21 protein-coding genes are annotated in these 17,588 nt (G+C 70.0%); 10 read left to right on the forward strand and 11 right to left on the reverse strand.

The features are described from left to right. The first annotated feature begins 13 nt into the window (after positions 1–13). The 7 genes from FZP69_RS13425 to FZP69_RS22605 all read left to right on the forward strand — a co-directional run bounded on the left by FZP69_RS13425 (position 14) and on the right by FZP69_RS22605 (position 4,509). On the forward strand, positions 14–898 hold the full coding sequence (locus FZP69_RS13425; RefSeq protein ID WP_152041914.1) for an aldo/keto reductase: 885 nt from the start codon (positions 14–16) through the stop codon (positions 896–898). Positions 899–921: 23 nt separating this feature from the next. Continuing rightward, complete coding sequence (locus tag FZP69_RS13430; RefSeq protein WP_152041915.1) at positions 922–1,662, forward strand: class I SAM-dependent methyltransferase; 741 nt, start codon at positions 922–924, stop codon at positions 1,660–1,662. 198 nt (positions 1,663–1,860) lie between these two features. Continuing rightward, the gene (locus FZP69_RS13435) at positions 1,861–2,292 is read left to right on the forward strand and encodes a hypothetical protein (RefSeq protein ID WP_152041916.1); all 432 of its coding nucleotides are present in this window, start codon (positions 1,861–1,863) and stop codon (positions 2,290–2,292) included. A 19-nt stretch (positions 2,293–2,311) separates the two neighbouring features. Continuing rightward, entirely contained in the window at positions 2,312–2,758 is a 447-nt protein-coding gene (locus tag FZP69_RS13440; RefSeq protein WP_152041917.1) for an SRPBCC domain-containing protein, read from the forward strand. Between the two features lie 34 nt (positions 2,759–2,792). Continuing rightward, positions 2,793–3,521: a hypothetical protein gene (locus FZP69_RS13445; protein WP_152041918.1), complete on the forward strand. Its 729-nt coding sequence runs from the start codon at positions 2,793–2,795 to the stop codon at positions 3,519–3,521. Between the two features lie 33 nt (positions 3,522–3,554). Continuing rightward, the gene (locus FZP69_RS13450) at positions 3,555–4,073 is read left to right on the forward strand and encodes a hypothetical protein (RefSeq protein WP_152041919.1); all 519 of its coding nucleotides are present in this window, start codon (positions 3,555–3,557) and stop codon (positions 4,071–4,073) included. Between the two features lie 295 nt (positions 4,074–4,368). Beyond that, on the forward strand, positions 4,369–4,509 hold the full coding sequence (locus tag FZP69_RS22605) for a hypothetical protein (RefSeq protein WP_192918583.1): 141 nt from the start codon (positions 4,369–4,371) through the stop codon (positions 4,507–4,509). Positions 4,510–4,625: 116 nt separating this feature from the next. Here the strand turns inward: FZP69_RS22605 and FZP69_RS13455 are convergent, their stop codons facing one another. Next, positions 4,626–5,699: a sodium:calcium antiporter gene (locus FZP69_RS13455; protein WP_152041920.1), complete on the reverse strand. Its 1,074-nt coding sequence runs from the start codon at positions 5,697–5,699 to the stop codon at positions 4,626–4,628. A 56-nt stretch (positions 5,700–5,755) separates the two neighbouring features. Next, positions 5,756–7,171 carry an FAD-binding oxidoreductase gene (locus FZP69_RS13460; RefSeq protein ID WP_152041921.1) on the reverse strand — a complete coding sequence of 472 codons (1,416 nt, stop codon included), beginning with the start codon at positions 7,169–7,171 and terminating at the stop codon, positions 5,756–5,758. Positions 7,172–7,340: 169 nt separating this feature from the next. Here FZP69_RS13460 and FZP69_RS13465 point away from each other — a divergent pair, with 169 nt between their 5' ends. Further along, positions 7,341–7,988, forward strand: coding sequence for a hypothetical protein (locus FZP69_RS13465; protein ID WP_152041922.1), 648 nt, complete (start codon positions 7,341–7,343; stop codon positions 7,986–7,988). A gap of 121 nt (positions 7,989–8,109) precedes the next feature. On the opposite strand, the gene FZP69_RS13470 is transcribed toward FZP69_RS13465, so the two are convergent. The 9 genes from FZP69_RS13470 to FZP69_RS13510 form a co-directional block, all read right to left on the reverse strand. Continuing rightward, the gene (locus FZP69_RS13470) at positions 8,110–8,751 is read right to left on the reverse strand and encodes a hypothetical protein (RefSeq protein WP_152041923.1); all 642 of its coding nucleotides are present in this window, start codon (positions 8,749–8,751) and stop codon (positions 8,110–8,112) included. Between the two features lie 156 nt (positions 8,752–8,907). Next, positions 8,908–9,408 (reverse strand): hypothetical protein, encoded by a 501-nt coding sequence (locus FZP69_RS13475; RefSeq protein WP_152041924.1) that lies wholly within the window; start codon positions 9,406–9,408, stop codon positions 8,908–8,910. 81 nt (positions 9,409–9,489) lie between these two features. After that, positions 9,490–10,050, reverse strand: a complete 561-nt coding sequence (locus FZP69_RS13480) for a DUF2391 family protein (protein ID WP_321168825.1) — start codon at positions 10,048–10,050, stop codon at positions 9,490–9,492. Between the two features lie 79 nt (positions 10,051–10,129). Beyond that, positions 10,130–10,576, reverse strand: a complete 447-nt coding sequence (locus tag FZP69_RS13485; protein ID WP_152041925.1) for a luciferase domain-containing protein — start codon at positions 10,574–10,576, stop codon at positions 10,130–10,132. Positions 10,577–10,710: 134 nt separating this feature from the next. Then, on the reverse strand, positions 10,711–11,136 hold the full coding sequence (locus tag FZP69_RS13490) for a VanZ family protein (RefSeq protein ID WP_152041926.1): 426 nt from the start codon (positions 11,134–11,136) through the stop codon (positions 10,711–10,713). 147 nt (positions 11,137–11,283) lie between these two features. Further along, positions 11,284–12,237 carry a hypothetical protein gene (locus tag FZP69_RS13495; protein ID WP_152041927.1) on the reverse strand — a complete coding sequence of 318 codons (954 nt, stop codon included), beginning with the start codon at positions 12,235–12,237 and terminating at the stop codon, positions 11,284–11,286. A gap of 88 nt (positions 12,238–12,325) precedes the next feature. Further along, positions 12,326–12,799, reverse strand: a complete 474-nt coding sequence (locus FZP69_RS13500; RefSeq protein WP_152041928.1) for a Zn-ribbon domain-containing OB-fold protein — start codon at positions 12,797–12,799, stop codon at positions 12,326–12,328. Next, positions 12,796–13,980, reverse strand: coding sequence for a thiolase C-terminal domain-containing protein (locus tag FZP69_RS13505; protein WP_152041929.1), 1,185 nt, complete (start codon positions 13,978–13,980; stop codon positions 12,796–12,798). The genes FZP69_RS13500 and FZP69_RS13505 overlap by 4 nt, the downstream gene beginning before the upstream one ends. Positions 13,981–14,165: 185 nt before the next feature. Then, the gene (locus tag FZP69_RS13510) at positions 14,166–15,410 is read right to left on the reverse strand and encodes an NAD(P)/FAD-dependent oxidoreductase (RefSeq protein WP_152041930.1); all 1,245 of its coding nucleotides are present in this window, start codon (positions 15,408–15,410) and stop codon (positions 14,166–14,168) included. Between the two features lie 83 nt (positions 15,411–15,493). On the opposite strand from FZP69_RS13510, the gene hisD reads away from it, so the two are divergent. Further along, positions 15,494–16,783, forward strand: coding sequence for a histidinol dehydrogenase (gene hisD, locus FZP69_RS13515; RefSeq protein ID WP_152041931.1), 1,290 nt, complete (start codon positions 15,494–15,496; stop codon positions 16,781–16,783). Between the two features lie 440 nt (positions 16,784–17,223). Further along, a complete protein-coding gene (locus FZP69_RS13520; protein ID WP_152041932.1) occupies positions 17,224–17,586 on the forward strand; it encodes a HesB/IscA family protein in 363 nt (120 codons plus the stop codon). The last annotated feature ends 2 nt before the right edge of the window (positions 17,587–17,588 follow it).

Below are 17,588 nucleotides of genomic sequence, written 5' to 3' on the forward strand. Positions count from 1 at the left end.
GTGAGTCACGTCCATGCAGACACGCCCACTGGGCGAGACCGGCCACGACAGCACGGTCATGACCTTCGGCGCGATCGCGCTCAACTGGCTCGAACAGGAGGGCGCGGACCAGCTGGTCGAACTCGTGCTCGACCGTGGCGTCAACCACTTCGACGTCGCACCGACGTACGGCGACGCCGAACTCAAGCTAGGTCCCAAACTCCGCCAGCACCGTGACGAGATCTTCCTCGGCTGCAAGACGCAGGAACGGGGATACGAGGGAGCACGGCGGAAGCTCGACCGGTCGCTCACCCGCCTCGGGATCGACACGATCGACCTCTACCAGATCCACGGACTGGAGTACGAGGACGAGCTCGACGAGATCACTGCCGAGGGGGGTGCGCTCGAGGCGATTCGGGAGGCCAAACGCGATGGACTCGTCGACCACGTCGGTCTGACCAGCCACGGCGACCCCGGCCTGATCCTCGACGCCATCGACCGCATCGACGACCTCGAGACGGTGATGTTCCCGCTGAACCCCGTCGTCGCGGGCAAGGACGACGCCGAACACGACTACGAGGCGGTGCTCGACCAGGCCGAGGAGGCGGGGATCGGCACGCTCGGCATCAAGGCGTTCGCGAAGGGTCCGTGGCCCGCGACCGACGACCTCCCCGAGGAGGACCGACCGTACGCCAACTGGTACGAGCCGATCGACACACCCGACGAGATCAGGGCACGGTTCGACTTCGCAGCCGCGCAGGGGCTGTCGACCGTCGTCAGTCCCGGCGATCCGAAGCTAGTCGCGATGGTGCTCGACGCGGCCACGCGCTACGACGGGATGGACGAGGCCGCCCAGCGGTCGCTGATCGAGCGGCTCCGTCACGAACGGAGTCCCGTCCCCGAACAGCTCCACCACTGACGCGCCGGCGACGAGAGTCACCGATGGACGTCCCGACCACGGTCACGACGGCCCTCGCCGACCGTCCGGTGTCGGGCGCGGTCTGTCTCGACGCCGGTGCAGGCGTCGGCAACACGACCGCGGGCCTGCTCGCGGCCGGTGCCCGGCGGGTGTACGCCGTCACGAACGACCCGGGCCACGCACGCGCCGTCGACGAACGGCTGGGCGACGACGATCGGCTCGTCGTCTTGGAGGCCGACGTTCGCGCCCTCCCGCTCGCGGCCGACGCGATCGACGTCGTCACCGCTCACGGCCTGTTCAACGTGCTCGAACCCCGGACACTCGACGCGACCGCGACCGAACTGACACGCGTGACGGCCCCCGGTGGACACCTCGTCGTCGACGACTACGAACCGCTCCCCGACGCCGCCGCCGTCGGCGACCTGTTCGCGCTGGAGAACGCGGCGACCGAACTCGCCGACGGCCGACCCGCGCTCACCTTCTATCCCGCCGACGTCCTCCGCCGGCTGTTCGTCGGCTCGGGGTGGACGTTCGACCGGGGGTCGACGCTACTGGATCCGGTGCCGTGGACGAGGACCCACGTCAAGGCACACGCGGCTGCGACGCGGGAGGCGGCGGCGCGGCTGCCGGAGGGACTGGAGGCCGAGCTACGCGCCGAGACCGATCGCCTCGTCGACGCCGTCGACCGGGAGTCGGTCGGGGAGATGTACAGCCTCGCGTTCCGGCTGCCGGCCCGACAGCGCGGGCGACACACGGACATGTGAGGCGTCGACGGCAGCGGGGAACGTCGCCGCAGGAGATCGCCGTCTGGTGGGAGACGACGCGCACCATGGAGGCACGCGGAGGGTGTCGAGGGGTGCGAGGCGGCTGTCGGTCACGGTCGAGCGGCCCTCCTCACGACGTCGTGCGCACACCTGTTTCTCCACGAACAGGTATTTCACCCCGGCGGACGGGGGGTGAGTATGAGCCGACATCCGCCGGATAGGACCGTCGTCACTGGCGTGCTCGCCGGACTGGTCCTCCTCGGCGGGTGTCTCGGCGGGCTCGGTGCGCCGACCGATGACGCCGTGGGTCCGAAGGAGTACCCCGATCGGCCACCCACGGTCGACGCCGAGACGGCCGGGCCGTACGTCGCGGCCTACGAGGAGGCGTACCGCCACAACCGTATCGTCGAGGAGGAGACCGAGACGATCCAGGAGGTCGTCGTCGGGGCGGGCGTCGTCTCCGCCACGGAGCGGGGCGACGGCTACGAGGTCGTCGTCTCGGTCGGCTTCTACTGGACGTTCGGCGACGACGGCTCCGGCCAGCCGACCGGAATCGCCGACGGTCGACCGTACGAAGCGACCTACTTCGTGAACGCGACCGCGACCGAGCGGCTGGGGGATACGCTCTGAGGGGTCGACCGAACCAACGATGTTCACCAGAGAGATCCACACCGAACGCGAGATCGACGCGCCCCCGGAGCGGGTCTGGGAGGTCCTCACCGACTTCGCGGCCTACGGGGCGTGGAACCCACAGATCACGGCCGTCGAGGGCGTCGCCGTGGAGGGAGCCGACGTCGACCTCACGGTCCAGCACCGCGGCCGCGAGCGCTCCATCACGGCGACGATCACCGCCGTCGAACCGGCGCGCCGGCTGGAGTGGGTCGCCTCCCTCGGCGGGCCGTGGTTGTACGAGGGGCGGCACACGTTCGAGCTCCGCGCGCACGACGGCGATCGGACGGAGTTCGTCAACCGGGAGCACGTCTCGGGCATCACCGCCCCCCTGATCGTCCGACCGGGTTCGGACGAGGCGTACGAGGCGATGAACCGGGCGCTCGCCGAGCGAGTGCGGGCGCTCGAACGGGACGACACACCGTGAACACGTTTATCGGGCCGGGGAAAGAGGTCGTCGCATGGCCGTCGGAGGCGACCTCCTCGTCGCCGTGCTCATCACGGGAGGTATCGGGCTCTTCTTGCTCGGTGCTGGACTCCGCGAGGCGTACCTGGCCGTTCGCCTCTGGCGGAAGCGTGCCGTCCCGATCGGTGAGCTCGACGACGCCTCCGGGACGGTCACCGTCTCGGGACGCGCGGAACGGATCGACGAGACGGTCCGCGGGCCGCTGACCGGACGGGACTGTCTCGGCTACGCCTGGCGTGTCGTCGGACTCCGGACCGTCCGCGGGTTCGACGGCCGCGTCGAACAGTCGTTCCACCAGCTCGGTCGAGGGCAGGAGGCGGTGCGGTTCCGGCTCCGAGACTACAGCGGGAGCGTGGTCGTCGATCCGGTCGGCGCGACGCTCCGCCTGAACGAAGAACACGTCACGGATCCGGTTCGAGACCCGGTCGAACGGGGCGACGTCTCGCTGTCCGGACTCTCTCACGACGGCCCGCGCCAGTACTACGAAGCGCGGATCGACGACGGCGAGACCATCGTCGTCCAGGGGCGCGTTCAGCCTACCGCGGATCCGCGGCTCGACGTCGAGAAGATCGGGGTACAGCTGTCTGGACGGGGCTTGTACATCGCCGACTCGGACCGGTCACGCGCGGTTCGGCGATCCGCCCTCGCGGCCGTCGTGTCGCTCCTCCTCGGCTTCGGGGCGCTCGCGGTGCTTGCTCTCATCGTCGGGGTGGGTCCCCTGTGAACGCGCACCGTTCTCCGGGGGCGAGCTGAATACGTGTCGCGCCTCGCCGCCGCTCCGACGCTCGACCCCCGCCGGTCGGCGCTTCCCGCGACCGCCGTCTTCGCCCTCGGACTGGGACTGTTCCTCCTCGACGCGACGTCAAACCCTCGTCCGGGACCGGTCGCGTACCTCCTGACGCCGACGCCCGTCGCCGTCCTGCTGTACGTCCGCGACCGTCCGACCACGGGCCGCCGCCGTCTCCTCGCGCTCGGCGCGTGGGGATTCGTCGGAACGACCGCCGCCGGCCTGCTCACGGTCCTCGTCGCGCTCGGCACGCGCCTCCCCCGGCCGTACGAGGCGTGGGAGTTCTTCCTCCTCGACCTCGGCGTGTTCCTCTGGTTCGTGGTCGCGCTCGCCGGCGCGTTCGTCGTGGCGGCGCGGCAACACGGGAGACGCGAGCGCCTGGCGCTCGCGGCCGGACCGGTCGCCCAGTTCGGAGGGTTCCTCCTGACGACGTTCCTCACCGCCGAGGCGGTGGTGCTGTTCGGGGTCGTCGTCCCGTCGTTCGCGTGAAGGGGATCGGACTCGTTCGTACAGTGGGTGCAGGACTCGCTCGCACAGTGGGTGCAGGACTCGTTCGTACAGTGGGTGCAGGACTCGTTCCGTGACGGCGAAACCAGGGTTTACCCTCGGTGCGCGAGTCGTCGGCCACGTGCCGTCCACGCGCAGGCGCGTCCGCCGACTCACGCCGGCGGCGCTGGTGCCGGGGTGTGCCGCACCGACGGCGACCGAGCCCTTCGATGGACGGTACTCGTGAGGATTCGAGGAGCGCGTCTTCGCCCCCTGCGGAGGCGACGAACGGTGGTGGGTGGCCGACGACGCCGAACTGGTCGCACGTCACCGCGAACTCGCCGACGGGTGCGAGCCCGTGTACGCACAGCTGTACGGCGAACTCAGCGACCGAGGGGGCGACGGACAGAGCGGACAGTCCCCCGACAGCCCCGGGTGACGCGGGTGGTGGCAGTGAGACGGACGACCGAAGCGGACTGTCGGCCCGGATTCGACCCTGGGGAGTGACGACGACAGTGGGTGGACGTCGTGCAGAACGTGTCCGGGTGCGAGCCGCTACCCGACGAGGCCCAGTATCCATCGAGCGACTTCGGAGGTGGCGAACAGCCCACCCTCGACCCGGGAGAGCTGTCGGCCGGTCCACAGCGCCGCGACCATCAGCACCGAGACGACCGTCAGCCAGGCGACGGTCTGTAGCACGTCGGGGCCGACCGAAAGCGGCCGGATGACGGCCGAGAGACCCATGATCCCGAGGACGTTGAAGACGTTCGAGCCGACGACGTTGCCGACAGAGACACCGAGGCGACCGCGCCGCATCGCGACCAGCGAGACGGCGAACTCCGGCGTCGAGGTGCCGGCGGCGACGATCGTACTGCCGATCACCAGGTCAGAGACGCCCGCGCCACGGGCCAGCGCCGAAGCCGCACCCACCAACAGGTCCCCGCAGACGAGCACCACCCCGAGTCCGACGACGAGCAAGAGCGCGTCGCGGCCACGGAAGTCGACACGCTCGGTCAGCGCAGTCGAAACGGCGTTCGGCGGGTTCGTGGCCGCGTCGTCGGCCCCCACGTCGGCCGATCCGGAGGCGTCGACCGACGACGGCTCCGATGTCGTTGTCGCTGTCGATGCGGATTCCGATGTCGACGTCGATGCTGTCGGCGTCTCGGTGGTCGTCCGGAGGAGGTAGCCCGTGTAGGCGACGAACAGCCCGACCAGCAGCGCTCCTTCGAGCCGACTGACGACCCCGTCGAACAGCACCGCACCGCCGAGGAGCGTGCTCGCGACCAGAACGACCCCGTCGCGGTGGACCAGCGACCGCTCGATGGGGACGACCCGGACCAGCGAGACGACGCCGAGGATAAAGGCGAGGTTGTAGACGTTCGAGCCGACGACGTTGCCGACGGCGATGGCACCCAGGCCGGCCAGCGCCGCGTCGACGCTGACCACGAGTTCGGGCGCGGAGGTCCCGGCGGCGACGACGGTCAGCCCGATAGTGAGTTCCGAGAGTCCCAGGCGACGCGCGAGGCGAATCACGGTGTCGACCAGGAGCCGGGCACCGAGCCAGAGCCCCCCGATCGTCAGGACGACGATTCCGAGCTGGACGACGGTCGGTGGCAGTGCCGTACCCATCGGAGTCGAGCGAAGCGTGTCGTGGGGGGAACAAAAAACCGGGGCGTTCGAGGAGATCAGCGGGCGGGCGTGACGTTCAGGTTGCTGCGGAGCAGGTTCTCCGGGTCGTACTCGGTCTTGAGCTCCGCGAGGCGAGCGAGGTTGTCGCCGTACGCCATCTGCGACCGTTCTTCACCGGAGACGAAGCCGGGGAAGCCGGGGTAGAACCCTTCGAGCGTCGCCGCCGACTCGCGGAGATCGCGCCAGGTCGACTCGGACCACACGAGGTGTGCCTCGTCGGCAGCGGGGTCGCGCCAGGTCGTGTCGATGGAGACGAGGAATTCGGCGTCACGCCAGGCGTAGGCGGTCTCGTCGGCGGCGACGTCGCTCACCGCGCCGCCGAGGTGCCAGGCCGTCACCGCCACCTCGTGGCCGGGGGCGGACTCGCCGGCTGCCGCGATCCGACCGATCAGGTCGTCCGACAGCTCCGAGGCGTACAGCGAGTGCCACGAGTAACGGTTTCCGGAAGGGAACATCTCGTTGGCGATCTCGTGGACGGCCAGGAACGGCATCGGGGCGCTGAGGTCCATCGCGGGCTCACCCATCTCGCGGAGGGGGGCGAGCGCCGTCTCACCCTCGGCAACGTCGCCGGCGTAGACGCCGAAGAACATCACGATGGGCGCGCCGTGGAACTCCTGCGGGACGAACGGGAACGGCGGGACGAACGTCCGGAGGGCCATCGAGGTCACCTCGTCGGGGGCGTCGGCGACGAACTCGCGGTAGCGTCGGAAGATATCCGACGTCGTCTCCGCGTCGGGAGCCGGGTACGCGACCTGCGCGACCGCGACCTCCGGGCCGAGTTCGAAGCAGTCGAACTCGTAGCTCGTGACGACGCCGAAGTTTGCGCCGCCGCCGCGGAGGCCCCAGAACAGCTCCGGGTTCTCCGTCTCGCTGGCGGTCAGCACGTCGCCGTCGACGGTGACCAGTTCGACGGAGTGGAGGCCGTCGACACCCAGCCCGTGCTTACGTCGGACCCAGCCGATGGCACCGCCGAGCGTCGAGCCGGCGACGCCGTTGTGTGCGGCGCTCCCGCAGGCGATGGCGAGGCCGTGCTCCTGCGTCACCGAGAGGATGTCGCTGACGCGGCAGCCCGCGCCCACGCGGACCGTCCGCGCCTCGGCGTCGAGGTCGACGGTCGTGAGGTTCGAGAGGTCGACGACGAGTCCGTCGTCGACGATGGCGCTGCCGGTGACGTGGTGGCCGCCACCGCGAACGGCGATCTGGAGCTCTTGCTCGCGGGCGAACCGGATCGCTTCGGCGACGTCGTCTGTCGAGGTGACCTGAACGATGGCCGCGGGGAACCGGTCGATGCGCCCGTTCCAGAGCGCGCGGGCGGTGTGGTAGCTCTCGTCGTCGGGAGTGATGACGTCGCCGGCGACGGCGGTGCGAAGGTCGGAGACGGTCGAGGAGTCGAGGGGTGTAATCGCGGACATGGTGTACCTGTTGCTCTCTGTGTGAGAATGAGTGTGGGTATCGCTCGCTCAGAATATAAAGTGCGAGTGACACGAAGTGGCAGCTACTGTCGGCCGCCGGACGGCCGTCGATCCCTCGAACGTGACGCGCAGCATCCAGGGTTTTCCGTCCAGGGGACGGTGACGGGGTATGGGTGTGACAGCCGTGTACCGAGACGGAGCGTGGGCTCCGTTGAGCGGCGTCGCCGCAGTCGTCGGGTCGGTCCTCTGGATGGCGATGCCGTGGCTCCAGTTGGCGGCGCTCGGCACCCGACCGTACGTGGGGACCGCGTTCGACGTCGGCTCCTTCCTCGGGTGGTTGCTGATGGCCGTCGGACTCGTCGGCGCTCGGACGGCGTTCGGTGACCGATACGGTCGCGTCGGCCGAGCCGGCGTCGCCCTCTCGGGAGCGGGAATGACCGTCGTCGCCGGCCTGCTTCTGCGTCGGGTCGCGGTCTTCGTCGACGCGGGGTTCAGACGGGTCCCTGCGACCGGCGAGGACCCGGCGGGACTGGTGCTCACGTGGGCGTTCCTGCTCGGGTTCGGACTCGTCTTCGTCGGTGGGGGGCTGCTCGGCGTCGCCCTCTGGCGTCTCGGCCTCGGTCGACCGCTCGCGGCAGGCGTGCTGGTCGCCGCCCCCATGCTCGTGCTGTTGCTCCTCGTCCTCCGGCTCCTGTCGCTGCTTCCGCTCCCGTTCGGGAGAGCCCTCGTGGGGACCAACATCGCGTTCGTCCCACTCGCGGTCGGCTGGATGGCGCTCGGTCGACTGGTGTACACGGTGGCACGTGCCGACGGCTGAGTCGCGGAACACGACGGCTCGGAACTCGCTTTCGACGGCAAAAGCCTCCCCCGGAGTCTCGTTCTGCGGCTCGGCCCCGTCGGTCGTCCGTCAGGCCGTCCGGGAACCGCCTCGGCCGGGCTCACCGCGGCGTCAGTGTCACCCGAAGGTCGTCGACGAAGTGGGTCGCGTCACCCTCCCAGATGACACTCACCCCGACCGCGACGTGGAGGGTGTCGGTCGATAGCGTCGGCGTCGTCCACTCGAAGGAGTACTCGCGCCAGCCGTCGGCCAGCCACAGCGGTTCGCGGAGGCCGCCGTACGGCGTCTCTCCCAGGACAGACGTGTTCACCCCCGGACTGGGGAAGTCCTCCTCGGTCTCCGGCGGCGAGGGACCGAGTCGCATCACGGCGTCCCGGAGCGTGTTGAACGACTCCGACTCGCTCCAGATCTCCGCCGAGACCTCGGCGGTGTACGCCCGTCCCGGGTCGACGGCGACGGGGTGGACGGCCCACGCCGTCCCGTCGTCGTAGTCGCCCTCGGTGAAGATGCGGAGGCTCCGGTCCCCTTCGGCGGCCTGCTCGTCCGAGACGACGACCGTCCACTCGAACTCGGCGACGTCCACCTCCGGACCGATCGCCGCGTCGCTCGTCCAGTCTCCCAGGCCGCCTTCGAACCCCTCGCGAAAGGCCGAGCCGGCGGTCGGAGCCGTGCACCCCGCCAGACAGCCGAGCCCACCGAGTCCGATCGTCGCTCCTGTTCGAAGCACCTCGCGCCGGTTCACGGCCGTTACCGTCGACCGAGGCATAAAAAAACTGGCGCGGAGGCGAGGCGTCGAGAGCGTGCGTGTCGGCGGACACGGCCGGGACGACAGCCCACCCGATCCCGGAAGTCCCATCCGCCGGGCACACGGGGATTGCGACGATCTCAGCGTCCGTCGTCATCCGCGAACGGATGCGACGGCGACGCCGACTGCTGCCGGACCGAACAGCACGACGAGTGCCAGCGCCGTCCACGCGAGGAGGGCCTCGGCGCCCGTCAGGAACGTAATGTTGTAGCGGGTGAAGTCACCGAAGACGACCGGGAGCGACGCGAGGAGCGCGACGGGGAGGCCGACGGTGGCGTCGCGGAGCGCCCGTTCCGGCTCGCTCCCACGTCGCACGAGGACCCAGCGGGCCACCGTCAGCGGGACGGCCCACAGGACGACGCCGAGGACGGTGGCGACGATTGCGACCGTCACACCGGCCGCCGGCGAGATGGTCGCGACGACGCCGACCAGCGCGAGTGCGAGCGCCGCGACCCCGCCACTCGCGTACACGAGCGCCCGCGAGAAGGGCCGGATCCGTCGGGCGAGCAGGAACGCCGCCGCTGCCAGTGGGACGGCACCCACAGCCGCCACGAGGAAGCCGATCACCACGAGCAGGCCTGCGGTGGTCGTCACGACTCGGATGGAGGCGCTCGTCCCGTCGTGATAAGGATGGAGGTCGAGCCGTCGGGACGACCGGACCGACGCCGTAGCGTCTCACCCGAAGAGGGAGTCCGCCGTCGCGGCACCCACCACCGCGAAGATGGCCCCGATCGAGATCGCCTTCACGGTCGTCTCGGGGGTCGCCCCGAAGGTCACGGGGGCCGAGAACACGAACGTCAGGATCGTCACGGAGAGGTACGAGATGAGCACCAGCGAGACGAACCGGATCGGTAGCCCCGCGATCGACTCCTCGCGGTCGGCGTGGTGTTGCTCGGCGGCCCGGTACAGCGCGCCGTAGCCGATGAAGACCACCATGAACACGGTGATCGCCCACTGGAGCCAGTTCATCCCCGCGGCGAGGTTCCACACCTCTTCGGTGACGATGAACGGGGCGGAGAGGATGAACCCGCCGACGATCTGCTGTGCCACGTCGTCGAACCCGAACATCCGGCCGCCAGCGAGCCGATTGACGGTTCTGATCGTCCGTCGGATGACGCGACGCTCCTCCGCGGAGTCGGCCGTCTTCTGGAGCCGTTTCAGGTCGTCCAGCAGCTCCTCGACCTCCTGCTCGGTCGGGACCGGTTCGTCGGTCACGAGTGACTCTGGTTCGCTCACCGCCTGGCAGTATCGGGGTGGAAGCGTATAACGGTCGCGTGAGCGGCGAGACGAGCGCGAACGGTGGGGCCGACGGTGCCTACCGACCGGCGGCCGTGGTCGATTCAGTCGTACCGGTCGACCGTGCGGTGAGGAACTCGCGGATCGCCGCGGGCGGATCCAGCGCATCGACTTCGTTCGCGACGTCGATCCCGTCCACGGCGGCGACGGTACCGCGTCGCTGGAGCGCCGCGACGTGGGAGAGGTACGACAGCCGGAGGAGCCAGACGGCGCGCTCGGCGTCGGCCTCGGAGTCGACGTGCGTCGTGACCCATCCGGAGTCGGGGAACAGGTGGTGTTTCGCGGTGAGCCCCTGCTCGACGACGACGTCGCGCACGCGCTTAGCGAACGGGATGTCGACCTGGTGCGTCCCGTGGATGTGACCGAACTCGCGCCCACCCAGCGTGAACTCGCTCCCGGCGAACCGGTGTGGTTCGACCTCGACACCGGGCCACGACGCGACGGTCGAGACGATGTCCGTGTCCATGCTCCCTCCTACGCGGTCCGAGGAGATAACTCGACCAGACGATCGACCATGCGGACGCACCGGGTGGTTGAGGCCGTGGTTCCAGTCGGTTCGTCGCGGCAGTCGGTTCGTCGCAGCCGCCCCCGCCGCACTCCTCACTCCTCGTCGACTCGGCGGTTCACCGGGTCACCCGACGAACCCACCGACTCCGACGCCGACACTCGCCACCGGAAGAGAGCCACCGCCAGGACGCTGCCGACGAGGCTCGCGAAGACGTCGCCGCGCTCGTACCGCCGGCCAGGGATCCACCGCTGGAGCAGTTCGAGCGCGAGGCCGTAGCCGGTCGACAGGACGATCGCCACGATCGACGGGCCGACCGACCACTCTCCGGCGTCGTACGCCTCGACCAGCGCGACGACGAGCGTGCCGTGCCCGACCCCGTGGAGCGCCTTGTCCACTCCGTACGGCGGGGGCTGGGGCGGGTCACGTCGTTTCGCGGGGAGGAGGTTCGCCCCGAGCAGCACCCCGGCGACCACGACGACCCGTCTCCAGTCCGCGTCCGTGCGCTGACGACGGTCCATACACACCCCAGGTCGATCAGAGGGCTAACAGTTTCGCCCGTGTGCGTGCCTCGCCCCAGCCGCCGAGTCGGATCCGCATCCGGATCCGGATCGGACTCCCACTTCGGACTCGGACCCCGTACGTGGCCCGATCGGCGGGGGTCGTCCTCACCGGACGACGTCGACCGAGAAGACGGCCGTATGCGTCAGCAGATACTCCGTCCTGTCGACGAACCGCACGACATCGCCGGACAGTTCGCGGTGCTCGGACCGCACGTCGCGCTCGTCCGGAGACCGTTCGACGAGGTGTGGCTCGACGATGCGCACGAAGGAGTCGGGGACAGCCGCGAGCCGGAGCGTGACCACGTCCGCCGGCTCGTCGGTGGTCGGCGACAGCGACAGGACGTACCACACCGTCGTACTGAAGAACGCCGCGTCGGTCTGCTGGACCTCGTAGCCGCGGTACACCACACCCTCGCGGCTGACGTACCCATCGAAGAATCGGGTTCTGGCCCACTCGCCGAGGCGGCTCTCTGGGACGACCGTCGCGCGCCGACCGTCGTCGATCGCTCGCTCGACGAGGCGACGACGCGCCGGGAGCAGCGCGTCCAGCGGCGTGACCGTCGCCGTCTCGGGTGGCGCGTCGACCCGTTCTGCGCCCACGAGGCGGTCGTAGCGCGTCCCACCGTCGACGGTCGTCGCGTACGTACCCGAAACGTCGGACGGTCCCGCCAGTTCGACGTGGTCGACGCCCGAGAGGACCGGCTCCGGCGTCTCGACGAACGCCTCATCGTGGCCCCGGACCGTCTCTTCACTGGTCGCGGCACGCTGCAGCCACGCGCGGAGCCGCGAGGGATAGACGACCACGGGGGCGTCCCGGGGCACGCCGTCGACGGTCCGGAGCCGGACGCGTCCCTTCGTCGGCATCGTCGACGTCGTCTGGGTCGTCTTCGCCGTGGTGGTCACTCCGTCTGTCGAGCGCGTCGTCCGGTCGGCCGTCGACTGTCGGACAGTCGACGGGTTGGTGTCGCCTCCCGCGGGCCCGAGACAGCCCGCGAGCCCGGCGGTCGACCCGAGCGACGCGACGGACGCGAGCACCGCTCGGCGGTGAAGCCGTCTCATGTCTCACGACGCGAGGCGTGTCGAGACGTGTCTTGTGGAGACTGAAACGACCGTTTGTGCGTCGAGAAACGACCGTCTCGCGGGTGGCCTACACCGCCTCCCGGAGGGCGAAGACGTGGAACGGCCAGTCGCCTTCGTACGACAGGTGCGCCTCGGCGTCCACGTCGGGATCACGGACCGTGAGTTCGACCGGTGTCCCGATGGCGAGGTCGTCGTAGTCGGCGTCGACGCGCCCCGTGAGCCGTACGCCGGAGTCGAGTTCGACGATGGCGACGGTCAGGGGCGCGAGATGCTCGAACGCGGTCGGCGGCCGCGAGATCTCGGTGTACGAGTACACCTCACCCGTCTTCGGTTGCTCGGCGATGCCGACCCGCCGGCTCCCGCAGTCGTGACAGGCGGGACGCGGGGGGACGAGCACGGTGTCGCAGTCGCGGCAGACGGCCGCGAGCAGCCGTCCCTCCGAGAGTGCGTCGAAGAAGCCGGGGAGCGTGAACGGGCTCTCGGCCGTGATCTCCTTGGGAGCGAGCGGTCCCTCGGGATAGTCGGCGTCGCGGTCGCTCATCGTGCACCACCTCCGTTCGGGCCGACGAGCAGGTGCGCGGCCGTCACCGCGTCGGCGACGCCGCCCTCGTTGACGAGGAGCGCGACGCCCGCGCCGTCGACCTGCCGGTCGCCCGCGTGCCCGGTGAGCTGGTCGTACGCCTCGGCGGCCTGGGCGACTCCGGTCGCGCCGATCGGGTGGCCGCGCGCCTTCAGCCCGCCGCTCGTGTTCAGGTGGACGTCGGTCCACCCCTGGCTCCGTTCTCCGGGGGGGCGCGCCGTCTCGACACCCCGCCCCCGCGGGGCGAACCCCACGGATTCGGCCAGGAGCGCCTCACAGACGGTGAACGCATCGTGCACTTCGGCTACGTCGACGGCGCTGGCCGTGACGCCCGCCTCCTGGTACGCCCGTTCGGCCGCGAGGTTCGCTCCCTTGACGAAGGTCAGGTCGCGCTCGGCGACGGAGATGTTGTTCGCGGTCGCGGCCGACCCTGCGACGGAGACCTGCTCGTCGCGAGGGACGAGGTCGTCGGCCACCTCGGGGGAGACGACGAGCGCGACCGCCGCGCCGTCCGTGACGGGCGCACAGTCGTACAGTTTCATCGGTCGGGCGACCGGTGGCGACTCCATGACGGTGTCGACGTCGATCTCCCGCTGGAACATCGCGTGTGGGTTCTTCGCCCCGTTGGCGTGGTTCTTCACCGCGATGCGGGCGAGGTCTTCCTCCGAGACGTCGTGTTCGTGGAGGTACCGCTGTGCCAAGAGCGCGTACTGGCTCGGGGCGGTCACCCCCGACCGCTGTTCGAGCGCGCGGTCGAACGCCGCCGCGAGCGCGTTCGTCGCTCCCTCGGTGCCGCCGGCGGTCATCTTCTCGACGCCACAGGCGAGGACAGCGTCGTGCGTGCCGGCGCGAACGTCCTGAACCGCGTGCCGCAGCGCGAGCGCCCCGGCGGCCGCGCAGCCCTCGACCCGCTCGGCCGGGATCCCGGTGAGTCCGGCCCACTGCGCCATGAGCGTCCCCTGCATGATCTGGTTCTCGTACTGTTCGGACTGGTTGCCGAGGTAGAGCGCGTCGACGATCTCGGCTGGATCGGGCAGCCCCTCAAACGCCGCCGCCAGCGCCGCCGAGAACAGGTCCCTGCCGGGAAGGTCGGTTCGTCCCAGTTCCGAGAGACCGACCCTGACGAGTCGTGGTTCAGGCATGGTACCGTCATCGTACGTGGGCGTTGAAAGTGTATCCCTGTGTCGGGAGGACGGTGGCGTCCGAGATGACGCACGACGTCGGGTGGGCCCCGACGGGGAACACGTGCTGAAGCACCTCCGTCTCGGCGAACGATTCGACGGGTTCGTCTCGATGGCGGAGCGGCCCGTCGTCGCATGCGGTGGGATTAGCCGCCAGTCGCTGTCTCCGCTCGGCGCGCCGAGTCGTACTCCCAGGTGTCCGTGTACGCGTCGACCAGACGCGAACGAACGCCGGCGATCCCGAGGAGTCGAACGAGGAGCCGCGGGTGGCGGGCGATGCGAGCGATCACTCGCCAGGGCCTGCGTGTCACGTCTTCGACGCCGAGACCGTCGATCGCCCGGGCGACCGACGCCAGCAGTTCGGGGTCCTCGGTCGACTCCCACACGCCGCGCATCAGCGTCGCGAGCCGATACTCCGCTCGCATCGACTCGTGCAGCCGTCGTGGGTACTCCGCCACGCGGCCCTGTTTGACGAGGTCTGCGAGCAGGGACGACGATCGGATCGCCTGGCTGATCCCCTCGCCCTGGTACCGGTTGGCGATGCCGGCGGCGTCGCCGACGAGGAAGACGTTCCCGTTGCGGTGGGTGTGCTCGGGATCGAGACTCGGCCCACGCGGGATGGTGTAGATCCCGTCCTCGCGCGCGGGCCGGGGGACGCCGAAGCGGTCGCACGCGCCCCACAGCTCCTCGATGTAGTTGTCGGGGCGCTCCTCACCGGCCCCGCCGATGCCGACGTTCGCCCGACGGTCGGACTTCGGGAACACCCAGAAGTAGCCGAGATGGCCCTCGAAGACGATGTCGGGTCGGTGTGGCGTCTCGGAGGCGGCCTCGACGTCGGCGTTGAGCGCGACGACGTCGCCCGTGTACGCGCCCGTCCGTCCGGCGGCCTTCAGCGAGAGCGCTGGCTGGCCCGTGGCGTCCACGACGAGGTCGAAGTCGTCGACGATCTCGCGGTAGCGGCCGACGGAGACGTTCGTCCCCTCGCACACGTCGACGCCGCGCCGTCGGAGTCGATCGGCCCACCGCCGTTCGACCACGTCCCGGTCGGTGACGAACCCCTCGTCGACCGTGATCGTCGTGGACGCGAGCGGTGACGCCATCGCGTCGCGGTCGGTCGACGGGTAGACGTGGAGGTCGAACCCCTCGATACGGTTGAGAAAGCCGTTCTCCGGCGTCGTCGCCAGCGGGACGACCGACGACTCAGTGATCGCCTCCCCGCAGTTCACGCGTTTGTCGTCGTACGACTGCCGCTCGAACAGCGTCACGTCGGCGAAGGCCGCGAACCGATCGGCGGCGGTGGCCAGCCCCCCGACCGCGCCGCCCAGGACAGCGACCCTCGGTCGAGTCGTTGCTGTTACTGAAATGACTCGTCTTACGACGGTGCAGTGCATGAAATTCGCGCCGACGGGCGTCGGCGTGCACGCCCCCGACGCCGAGTCGGAACGTCTTTTCACCCGCCGAGCCAACGACGGGTATGACTCTGGACCTCGGTGTCCGGGCGGTCGCCGACCTCCGCCCGGCGGAACGCGAGGCGCTGTTCGAGCGCGACGCGGGCGTCTCGGCCGTCCGAAGCGACGTCCGCGAGATCGTCGAACGCGTCCGCGAGGAGGGTGACGTCGCCGTCCGGGAGTTCTCGCGGGAGTTCGACGACGTCGACGTCGGCAACCTCGACGTGACGGACGCGGCCGAGCGCGCCGTGAGCGAGGTAGAAGACGACGTACTCGACGCCATCCGGACCGCGATCGACAACGTCCGGGTGTTCCACGAGCGCCAGCTCCCCGAGGACTGGCGCGTCTCCGAGGACGGCCGCGAACTCGGCCGCAGATTCCGCCCGCTCGAACGCGTCGGTGTCTACGTCCCCGGCGGCGCCGCGGCGTACCCCTCCAGCGCGATCATGGGCGTCGTACCCGCGGTGGTCGCGGGCGTCGAACACGTCGCCGTCGCCACACCCCCCGCCGAGGAGATGAACCCGGTCACCCTCGCGGCCATCCACGAGGCCGGTGCGGACCGCGTCTACGCCGTCGGCGGTGCACAGGCCGTCGCGGCGCTCGCGTACGGCACCGAGACGGTGAACGCGGTGCAGAAGCTGGTCGGCCCGGGCAACCGGTGGGTGACGGCGGCGAAAGCCGAGGTCCGCGGTGACGTGGAGATCGACTTCCTCGCCGGCCCCTCCGAGGTGCTGGTGCTCGCTGACGACACCGCCACGCCCGACTACGTCGCGGCCGACCTCCTCGCGCAGGCCGAACACGACCCGAACGCCTCCGTCGTCTGTGTCACCGACTCCGCGGCCGTCGCCGAGGCCGTCGTCGCCGCGGTCGAGGAGCAGTTGCCCGACCGCGCACGCGCCGACGTCGCCCGCGAGGCGCTCGAAGCCGACGCCTCGGGCGTCTTCCTCGCGCGCTCGATGCCCGAGGCGGTGCTGTTCGCCGAGGAGTACGCCGCCGAACACCTCTCGATCCAGGCCGCCGACGACGAGGCGCTCCTCGACCGGGTCGCGAACGCGGGGAGCGTCTTCCTGGGGCCGTACACGCCCGTCGCGGCGGGCGACTACGCCTCGGGGACCAACCACGTGCTCCCCACGAGTGGCGGGGCACGCCTCCACGGTGGCCTCTCCGTGGACACCTTCCTCCGGTCGTCGACCGTCCAGCGCCTCTCGCGGGAGGGGCTCGACGACCTCTCGGAGACGATCACAACGCTCGCCGAGGCCGAGGGGCTGGAGGCGCACGCCGCGAGCGTCCGCGTCCGGTTCGAAGACGACGGGTGATCGCTCGCCCGTGCCGCCCGGCGGGGGTTACAGGACGCCGCTCGACGGCAGATAGTCGACCTGACAGTCCCGACAGGTGACCATCTCACAGTGCTCGGTACACCGCCGAACTCTCCCACACAGTTCACACTCCGTGTGTCGGCCGTTCCACTCGCACGTGCTCAGTGTCTTCGCTCTCTCCGTCGAACCCAGCATTCCGTAACCGACGCTCGGGACGTCGTGAACTTAAACACACGTCTCCGCTCACTGGGGGGTTATTTACACACGTTCGGGGGGTCGACCCGAAGCCGGCACGTCGCGTGGACGCGGGCCGGACGTACAGACAGCACGGACCGCGGTCCCGGCGGGGACAGAGTCGGACGTGGAGGCCACCTCCCTCGACGGGCCGGACCCACCGGCCGCTGCGTCAACGTTAACTCACTGGCTACTGAACTACGGGTATGAGCGCAGAAGCGGTCGACGGGGAGGAAACACCCGTCCGCGTGACGGAAGTCGCGGCCTCGGAGGCGCTGTCGCTCCTAGAGGGCGAAGGGCTGGACACGGACGTCGCCGGCCTCCGGCTGTTCGTCCAGCAGGGCGGCTGCGCCGGACTCTCGTACGGGATGCGGTTCGACGACGAGCCCGAACCCGACGACGCCGTGACGGAACACCACGGACTGCGGATCTTCGTCGATCCCGCCTCCCAGAAGTACATCGGCGGCTCCACGCTCGACTACGAGAGCGGCCTCCAGGCCGCGGGGTTCCACGTCGAGAACCCGAACGTCGTGAGCGAGTGTGGCTGCGGCGAGTCGTTCCGGACCTGAAC

It is taken from the genome of Salinigranum salinum, assembly GCF_009176545.1.
GTDB lineage: Archaea > Halobacteriota > Halobacteria > Halobacteriales > Haloferacaceae > Salinigranum > Salinigranum salinum.